The sequence below is a fragment of the Abyssisolibacter fermentans genome (genome assembly GCF_001559865.1).
Taxonomy (GTDB): domain Bacteria; phylum Bacillota; class Clostridia; order Tissierellales; family MCWD3; genus Abyssisolibacter; species Abyssisolibacter fermentans.
In genome coordinates, this window is sequence record NZ_LOHE01000032.1 from 40177 (window position 1) to 49941 (window position 9765).

At 25.5% G+C, this 9765-nt stretch carries 8 protein-coding genes; 2 read left to right on the plus strand and 6 right to left on the minus strand.

Features of this window, described 5'->3' with window-relative positions; genetic code table 11:
- Positions 1-2 precede the first annotated feature (2 nt).
- The gene (locus AYC61_RS21955) at positions 3-125 is read right to left on the minus strand and encodes a hypothetical protein (RefSeq protein WP_275935210.1); all 123 of its coding nucleotides are present in this window, start codon (positions 123-125) and stop codon (positions 3-5) included.
- 530 nt (positions 126-655) lie between these two features.
- On the opposite strand from AYC61_RS21955, the gene AYC61_RS02460 reads away from it, so the two are divergent.
- Complete coding sequence (locus AYC61_RS02460; protein ID WP_066496402.1) at positions 656-1912, plus strand: radical SAM/SPASM domain-containing protein; 1257 nt, start codon at positions 656-658, stop codon at positions 1910-1912.
- A gap of 605 nt (positions 1913-2517) precedes the next feature.
- Here AYC61_RS02460 and AYC61_RS22235 read toward each other — a convergent pair.
- The gene (locus tag AYC61_RS22235) at positions 2518-2826 is read right to left on the minus strand and encodes a transposase family protein (RefSeq protein WP_082759749.1); all 309 of its coding nucleotides are present in this window, start codon (positions 2824-2826) and stop codon (positions 2518-2520) included.
- Positions 2827-3313: 487 nt separating this feature from the next.
- Between AYC61_RS22235 and AYC61_RS02465 the strand changes: the two genes are divergently transcribed.
- The gene (locus AYC61_RS02465; RefSeq protein WP_066496404.1) at positions 3314-3505 is read left to right on the plus strand and encodes a hypothetical protein; all 192 of its coding nucleotides are present in this window, start codon (positions 3314-3316) and stop codon (positions 3503-3505) included.
- Between the two features lie 193 nt (positions 3506-3698).
- Here AYC61_RS02465 and AYC61_RS02470 read toward each other — a convergent pair whose 3' ends face one another.
- From AYC61_RS02470 to AYC61_RS02485, 4 genes are all read right to left on the minus strand, one after another.
- On the minus strand, positions 3699-6464 hold the full coding sequence (locus tag AYC61_RS02470; RefSeq protein ID WP_066496407.1) for a UPF0182 family membrane protein: 2766 nt from the start codon (positions 6462-6464) through the stop codon (positions 3699-3701).
- A gap of 199 nt (positions 6465-6663) precedes the next feature.
- Positions 6664-7683 (minus strand): PTS sugar transporter subunit IIC, encoded by a 1020-nt coding sequence (locus AYC61_RS02475; protein ID WP_066496411.1) that lies wholly within the window; start codon positions 7681-7683, stop codon positions 6664-6666.
- Between the two features lie 187 nt (positions 7684-7870).
- Positions 7871-8392 carry a transcription repressor NadR gene (locus tag AYC61_RS02480; RefSeq protein WP_066496416.1) on the minus strand — a complete coding sequence of 174 codons (522 nt, stop codon included), beginning with the start codon at positions 8390-8392 and terminating at the stop codon, positions 7871-7873.
- A gap of 327 nt (positions 8393-8719) precedes the next feature.
- On the minus strand, positions 8720-9130 hold the full coding sequence (locus tag AYC61_RS02485) for a hypothetical protein (protein ID WP_066496419.1): 411 nt from the start codon (positions 9128-9130) through the stop codon (positions 8720-8722).
- Between the last annotated feature and the right edge of the window lie 635 nt (positions 9131-9765).

Here is a 9765-nt window from a genome sequence, read left to right on the forward strand (position 1 = left end):
ATCTAAAAATAATCTTTTACTTCTTTATTAAATGTACCATGATTCCCTTTTAAAGCTAAAACATAATTAGCTTCTTTTTTTATTATTTTCTCAGCTATTTTTTTTGCGTGCCCATAGCGTAACATTGAAATGGTGTAATAGGGACGTTGCATTGATTTACAGTGGGAGTTTCGCAATGTTAATGGAATGAGCAGAATTAAGTAAAATGTAACTAAAAACCTTCTTAGTAAAGATCTATATAACAAGAAGGTTTTTCAAGTTAAATAATAATATAAAAAAGATTGTCAAATAATAATTGTACATATAATACATTTTAAGATAAATTGTACCATAGTTACAATAAATGTGATATAATTACATTATAAAGTTTAAATATGTTAAATTTTTGATATCTTCAAAGATTATTCATAAAAAATTAAGTTTTATATATAACAACTCGCTATTTTTTAAGCTTACTAAAAGCTTATAATTAAAAATAATAATCCTATTATCCACGGTTATATGAATAATCTAGGAAAATAGTATTAATTATTACGTACCTATCATTTATCTCCCATCTTCTATAAGTTGGAGATGAATGAAACAAGTGGAGTGAGAGTTCACTAAAAAACAGATAGGAGGAGTTACAGAAAGAACTTTTTCTGTAGAAAAATTTATGTATCCATATATATTGGAAAATACAATATTACATTATTTAAATAAGAATGGCATATTGTTTAGGGATAATCAAAGATATATGTTAAACAATATTGAAGTATATATGTTAGAAAAAATCGATGGAATAAGGACTAAAGATGAAATAGTTAATGAAATATCAACTGAACTAGAGATAGAGGATATTGAAAAAATAAGTAGTATTTTAGAAGAATTCATTGAAAGTAAATCATTATTAATTAAAACTAGTAAGAATCCTAAAAATCACATTATAAAAAAGAACGGAATAAAAACTAAAAATATACCGATATATCTTGTTTTGAGTTTAACCAATAAATGTATAATGAGTTGCAAACATTGCTTTAAAAGCTGTAGTACAGAAAATAATACTTTCATAAATTATGATAAATTAATGGACACGCTTAAGTACTTAAAAGGAAAAGCAATGTCAATACAATTAACTGGTGGAGAACCAATGGTTTATCATAGATTTTTAGATGTATTAGATTATTGCGGGGAAAACTTTGATACTACAGTAACAACAACTGCTGTATTGATAAATAAAAATAATATTGATTGTTTCAAAAAGGTTAAAGATATTCAAGTTTCTGTGTATTCTAATATTCCTAAAGAGCATGATGCTTTTACAAATTTGGATGGATCATTTAATGCTACTATGAATGGAATAGATGTAGCAGTAAAAGCAGGTATACCAGTTTCTATTTCGACTATTGTTACAAAAAATAATAAAAATAAATTGCAAGATATTGTCGACTTAGCTTTAGAACATGATGTGAAATTTTTAAAATTTGGCACGTTAAGACCATTTGGTAGGGCGATTACATTAAAGAATAAAATAATATTATCAAGTGATGAAAAAGATGAAGTTGCTAAAACTATAAGTAATTTATGTGAAAAAAACAAAGATAAAATTCATATTGGTAAATGGGAAGATAAAGACGAAAGTAGCAGTAATAACAGTTTTAAAGAGTTTCATTGTTTTGACTGTGGTGGTGGAATCTATCAATGGTGTATAAGCGAATATGGAAATATAAAGCCGTGTGAATTTGTACCAGATGAAATTTTTTCTATGGGGTCAATAGAAGATGAAAAGATAGAAAATATACTAGACATATGTAATCTTAATGAGCTTGCACGAGGTATGAAAAGATGGCAGAAAGATTTAAATAGAATTGATTTGGAAATGAAAGATATATGTGACACTATGGGAAGATATTATAAAGAAAATTGTATTTAACAAATTATAAAATAATAAAATTTGCTGCAAGGTTACCTGATTAGAGAGGTTTGGTTTTGCTGAAAACCATTACATATTTTTTTTACTCACTAATAAAAATATCGTAAAGGAGGTGAAAAAATTGGATAAAAATGAATTTTTAACATACAAAGCTAACGAAAATGCTATAAAATATTGCTATGACGGAAACCTGTTATGTCCACCATGGCAGCTGTTATAGGCATGTGGTATTATGTCCACCTAATATTACAATGAGTAATTTACAGTAATGTAAATTACTTTGTGAACAAATAAAAATCAGCTCTTTTCTGGTAAGAATCTAAATAAAATTCAAGCCAGAAAGGAGCGTTTTTATGACAATATGAACAAAGTGAGTTTTAAAGTAAAGAAATCGTAATTACTTTTTTTAATATAAGTATTTGTTAATGCATTTAAAGTATCATAGTTTTTTATTGGATTGTTTTGAATATAAACCATCTAAATTAATTAATGTAGCTAAATACTCATCAAATTTTATAACTTTAATTAATCTATATTTGGTAGAAAATTACCGCATATATCTTTTTTTTAATTTCATATTTCTCTATTTATAATTTTATCATCTTTTAGATATCTAAAATTAATATTTTTTCAAATTCATTTTCATTAAGTATTACTAGTTTCTCACTATTAAAAGTATTATTATAATTAGTAGTTATATTTATAATATTTTTATTGAGAGTAATTTTGTTAATTGCTATATACCAATTGGTATATTCTGAATCTATGTAAATTTCTTTATTAGATAAATCGTCAGTTAAATATTCTAATGAAATATATTTCTTTAGCCATTCTTCTTTATCATCAGCAAAATCACCAACATCTATCCAATTGTCTGCACCTGCAATAGTAGCTACTACTGCTATGAATAAAATATAATGAGTTTATGTTTTATTTTCCATAGTTATCTAAAATCAGTTATATTTTCAAATGATTCTGTAAAAGTGTTTGTTGTCATATTAATTCTCCAAAGATATTAGGATTTTACCCTCTCTTAGTATTATTCTTGATAACTTTACAAACTCCTTTTTGATTTCGCAAAAAATATTTTTTTCATGCGATAGCCGTGCATATTTTTAAAATTTTAAATCTAAATTTCAGTTATTTATTTTAATCAAAATATAATTTTTAAACTTCTAAAAAAAACTTAAGCATAAAGTTCTTTTTAATTTCAATTTTATTAAATTAATTTCACCAAAAAATTTTATATTAATATAAAGAATAAATGTAATATCATATATCGATAAATTAAATTATATCAATACTAAACACAATGTTTTTTATAAATCCAAGTTTTATTGTATATATAAATTCATAATGACAATAATATCAATATTAACTTTGAAGTATGGAGGTAACAAAATGAAAATCAACTTATTGGCTCAATTAAGCGAACTTAAGGAAATAGATTATAGGAATACTTTAGCAATAGCTAGTATAATAGAGATACTTATTGAGAAAAAAATTATTGCAAAAGATGATATTGTAAAAAAATCACAAGAACTCGATTCTCTTACAATTAAAGAAGTACGCTCAAAAAAATATGCTCATTGATTAAAAATATAACATTAATGTCTGTGAATATTTAATTTTGATTAGTTTTTAAAAGAATATATCAAAATCCATTATCATCATTTACTAATGATAATAGCTGTTTAGCTAGAAAAGCAATAACCATTAATTAGCTTTGCAACTTATTTTATAAAAAAATCACATACTTCTTGAGTATGTGATTTTTTTATTATATTTATTGATTTACTGATATACTGTTTAATTTGTTTAACACTTCTTCAAGCTTCTTAATATACTCACCATATTTAGCCCAATCTCCGGCTTGTGAAGCTTCTTTAGATTTTTCGAAATATTCATTAGCTGTTTTTATTAATGTCTCAAAATCATCCGTAATATCTGGTAATTCACCAGGTTGAATTTGTTGCCCATCATCAGGTATTACTTGCTTATAATTAAATACCTTAGCTAAAGCAGCATCTAATGTATTTTCCATTACTATTTTATTTTTATATGATACTATAACCTTCTTAACTTGGGGTATACTATTATTTGTGTCTGCTTGTATATATATAGGTTCAACATATAATAATGAATTCTCTATTGGTATAATAACAAGATTACCTCTAAGCACTTTAGAACCTTTTTGTCCCCATAGTGTTAATTGAGGAGATATATTAGAATCTTGGTCTATAACTGCTTCTATCATATTTGGTCCTTGTACTGTTTTCTCTTTAGAGAACTTATATAGTAAAAGTTTTCCATAGTTATCTCCATCATTTCTTGCAATAAATAATCCAGTTAGATTCGGTTTACCTTTAGGAGTATAAGGAACTGTTATTAAAAATTCTTCCTTAGTCTCACCTGGAATTTTAAACATCAAATAGTTAGATTCTATTTCTTGTTGCCCTTCCATATATATTTCTTCAGCCTTATCCCAAATATCTTCTCCATTATAGAAAACCATAGGATTATCTACATGATATACCTTGTAAACATCTGATTGTATATCAAATAAAAATTGAGGATATCTTGTATGAACTTTTATAAAGCTCGGCATTTTATCCTTACTTTCAAATAAGTCACTAAAAATTTCTTTATATGTGTTAATAATAGGATCTTCTTCATTAAACACATAAAACTTAGTAGTACCGTTGTAAGCATCTATAACAACTTTAACTGAATTTCTAATATAATTAAAATTATAATTCTTGTATTTTTGTGAATATGGATATTTATTAGTTGTTGTATATCCATCTATAATCCAGTATAGCTTTCCATCTTCTTCATTAATAACTAGATAAGGATCTCCATCATAACCAATAAAAGGTGCTATTTTTTCAACTCTTTCATGTATATCTCTGTTTAGTATGATTTTACTATCAGAATTTATATTGCTAGAAATCAAAATTTTCATACTACCTTCTCTAATAGAAAAAAGTAATTTATTGAAAGAACCTAATTTTATACCAGCTGTTCCCTCATATACTGTCTCTTTGTTGTCTGAACCTTGTGGAAAATCAAATTCTTTTTCATCTGAATTAACTATAACGTAATCATTAGTTAATTCACCAAAATAAATCTCAGGTCTTTTAATTTTTAAATTTGTATCAGTAACTGGCGGTATATTTTTTATAAGTAATTCTGGTTGTCCTTCTGGAGTTATTGAATTAACTGGTGATAAAGCAACACCATAACCATGGGTGTACTTTAAATGCTTATTAATCCAAGTTTTAGCTTGTTCATTTAATTTATTTTGATCAAGTTCTCTTGCTGACAAGAATACCTGTTTATAATCACCGTTTATATTGTATCTATCTATATCTATATCATTAAATTGATAATATGATCTAATACCTTGAAGTTGATTATATACTTGACCTAATGGCCTATAATCATTTATTTTTATATTTTTAATAGTTTCTAGATTTTCATCTAAATCTTGTTTTGTTAGATTTTGTTCTATCTTAAAATCTTCTTGCTTAACATCATCTAAACCAAATGCTTTTTGAGTAAATTCTATATTATACTGTAAATATTCTTTTTCTTTTGAAATTTCATCTGGCTCAACTATAAATCTTTGAACTAAGCCGCCTCCAATATTACCTACAATAGTTATAGCGATCAATAAAACAGGACCAGCTATTGCCCATTTTGGTTTCTTTTTTATTACGCCTATTAAAAAACCTATAGCTGATAATACAGCAATTACTGCATTTATTCTATATATCCATAATGTTACATGTACATCTGTATAGCTTGCACCATAAGCTACCCCTCTAGCTGAATATAACAAGCTATATGAATTTAACATCAAGTTGATACCAATCATTATAAATATAACAAATCCAATCAATCCTATTTGTAATAAAGCTATGTTAAATATTTTTTTGTTAAAGATACTAGACATCTTTCTGCCACTAGAAATTTCATATACATTTGAAATATTATCTTGTGCTGGTCTTCTTATGCTTAATAATATAGCATATGTTATTACTGTTGCTATAATTAGTATGAAAGCTAATAATAGAACTATACTAACAATCTCTTTTATTAATGGTAGCTTGAATACATAAAAAGATATATCTTTGTTAAATATTGGATCTGCAACATTGAATTTTTGTCCATTTATAAACTTTAATATTGTAAACCATAAATTAGAAGCTAATGTGGTAGTAATAAATAATGATATTACACCTGATACAATTACAAATATTGTATTTAATGTTTTTTCACTGCGTTTTTCAGTTATAATATTGGCTTCTTTATAATAATTCTTTTTAATAGACATTACATATGAAATTAATAAAGCAAATATAATAATAAACGCAGGTATTCCAACTTTAAGTTGTGTTAAAAGTTTAGTCATAAATGTCTTTTGATATCCTAATTCACTAAACCATTTATAATCAGTAATAAAATTAATAAGACTAGTAAATGAACTTCCCAATATGATTAGGATACTGAATATTATTATGAATATGAACATTGATTTATTTTTCAAATAATTACCTCCTCACACATCTATATATAAGAATGTACAAATTTTAAGTATTGTATACATTTATTTAAATTATACTACCCAATTGATATTTTTTCAAACTTTTCTTATATAATATTTATTTTAAAGGTATTATTTTTAAATTTTTTTAATTTTTTAATAACATTTATATATATCATCCTAAGATAATAATAGAATCAATCTATTTATTATTTAATTTCATATCACCAAATTTGATATATCCTTTTTTTCTCATTAACTCTGATATAACATAAGTAATTATAGCTGGTAGTATAAAGTGTAATAACAATATACCTAACCAAGCTTTATTACCCATTACTTCAAGTGTAGCAATTTGACCAACTAATCCACTTGTACCCATTCCTGCTCCTATCTTACTATTAGTCATTTTAAATATAACTGTTGATAAAGGTCCTAAAATAGCAGATGTGATAATTGGAGGGATCCATATAAATGGGTTTTTAACTATATTAGATATTTGTAACATAGAAGTTCCCAATCCTTGTGCAATCAATCCACCAACTTTATTTTCTCTATAGCTGGCTACTGCAAAACCTATCATTTGTGCTGCACAACCTACAGTAGCAGCTCCAGCTGCTAATCCACTCAATTTTAAAGAAATTGCTAATGCTGCACTACTTATAGGTAACGTAAGCATAATTCCCATTAAAACAGATATTATTATTCCCATTGGCAAAGGATGCATTTCAGTAGTTTTCGTAATCATAATTCCAAGTAAAGTCATCATTTTTTGAATTGAAGGTGCTATATAGACACCTACTAAACCTCCTATTATAATGGTACTAGCTGGAACTAAAACAATATCAACCTTAGTTTTACCTTGAATTAATTTTGAAAATTCTGCACCTACTAATGCAGCAATCAATGCACCAACTGGCTCTCCAATTTTGATTACATATAAACCTGACTCATTTAATGACATAGTACCTGCACCAATAGCACCTGTAATAATTGAAGCAAATATACCTAATGGTGAAGCTCCAACACTATAAGCAACACCAGCTCCAATAGCTGGACCCATTAAATACTGAGCAATTTGTCCAAAATTAGTCAAAATAGTAATTCCTGTCTTTAGACCTACTTGTTTTAAAATTAACCCTATAATAAGTGATGAAAACAAGCCTAAGGCCATACCATTTAAAAATTTAACAAAATAATCTTTAATATTAGCTTTCTTCATATCATATCTCCTTTCTTTTATGTATTATAAACAAATTATTATCATAAATATAAACACAATTTATCTGATTTATAATACATATAAATAAAAACTGTGATAATATAAAATTATTTAACATTTGATATCTAATATAATTTTATATGTATATACTTCTGTCTTGTCACCTGTATAAAAAAAATATAGCATTTTATATGCTATTAATCAAGTATTTTTTTCGTTTTAATTCTTTTTCTATTTCACAATAAATACTTTCATCTAAAACTTCTATAGTATGTATATGTATTCCATCTGTTAATGTTGATAATGGCTCAGCATTAAATTCCTTTAAATTTTTCATAAAATTTTTGATTTCTAATCTTGAACTAATCATTAAAGGACTTTCTATTTCACCATAGACTGGATGTTCTACTATAACATTTAACACTCTTCCACCGTTATCTACAATTGTATTTAGTTCATCTTCTATTGCTTCATAGCCACTATGTTTAGATACTATTCTCTTTTTTATATATTTATTTTCTTCTATACCATTAATATATCCTTGTGGTGTTGCTAATATGTTTTCACCTTTTGCTCTCAAAATTGCTATATCTTGAACTATCACTTGCCTGCTTACATTAAACTTATTAGCTAGTTTTATGCCCTTAATAGGATTTTTAGACGATTTTAATTGCTCTAATATTTGAATTCTTCTTTGTTTTGATTCCATAACTAATTCCTTTCTATCTTAGTATTTACAATTTAAATTTTATACTTATTATTATATATTTTCAAGCTACTTAAACAATTATTTATTTTATAAAACTAATTTCTAATTATTAATTTATATTTTATCCACAATTTAATAACGTATAATTTTATCCACAATATTTTTATAATTCTATGTTTATTATTTAAAAAGGTTATATAATAGATAATATTATTTATTATATAACCTTTTAATAATGAAATTTCTAATTTTTTTATATTTATATCACAGGATATATCTTTCTTTAAACCTTTGATATATTCATTTAAAAATATCTGTCAAACATTTTTATAATGCATATTTTTTATATTCTTGTGGTAAATCTTCTACATTACATTTCATACTCAAAATAAAGTCAATATTATACTTAGAATACAATTTTTCTAGTTTTTCTATTAGACAAGATACTTCATCAATATTAAAATCAAATAGCTTGTACAATCTATTTATATATATCTCTTTTATATCAAAATTCTCTGAAATTATTCCACATAAAAAACCATAGAAATTTTCAATATTTTTTATATTGAACTCCATGGCATTAATCAATCTTATATTATTTTTTAGATCATATATTTTTTTGTTGCTTGCCTCAATAAATACAATATCACCCTTACATGTTTCCTTACTTTCATTAGCAATATTAATTAGTCTTGTTGTTTTCCCTGTACCTTTTAAACCACAAAGTATTTTTATCATTATTTTCAACCTCCTAGACTATTCTTATTAATAATTTCAACAGAATTTTATTAAATCCTTCATTTTTTTATTTATAATGAAAACTAGGACAAAAGTCTCTTTAAATGTTAACTGCTAACTATCAAATTTTAATCATTAACGTTCCTAGGAGTAAGCGACTCACATAAAATTACAGATTTTAGTTTCCTGCTCAAAATCATAGATTTGGGTTCTAATTAATGTAACTCACTACTCACTTCGTTCTTAGGAGTAAGTGATTCACACCAAATCATAGATTTGGGTTCTCTACTTAACGCAGCAGTTAATTAATCTACAAAAAACATAATGAACCCTCAAAAACTAACTGGGCGTCTTAGAATGAGTGAAATGCAAGGCACCGTTAAAATTTTGAGAATGAACGTACTTGTGTACGTGATTAATTATTAGAATTTTTAACAATACCTTTCTTAGAAGCAAATAACACTATTAACCAAAAAACTACTAGACGCTTTAGAATAAGTAAAATGCAAGGCACCAAAATATTTTAGTGAATGAGCGTACTTGTGTACGTGAATGAACTAAAAATTTTGGTAACGCGGCATTTTGCCATTCTAAAGCGTCCAAATAAAATAATCTGGCAACGTCCTACTCTCCCA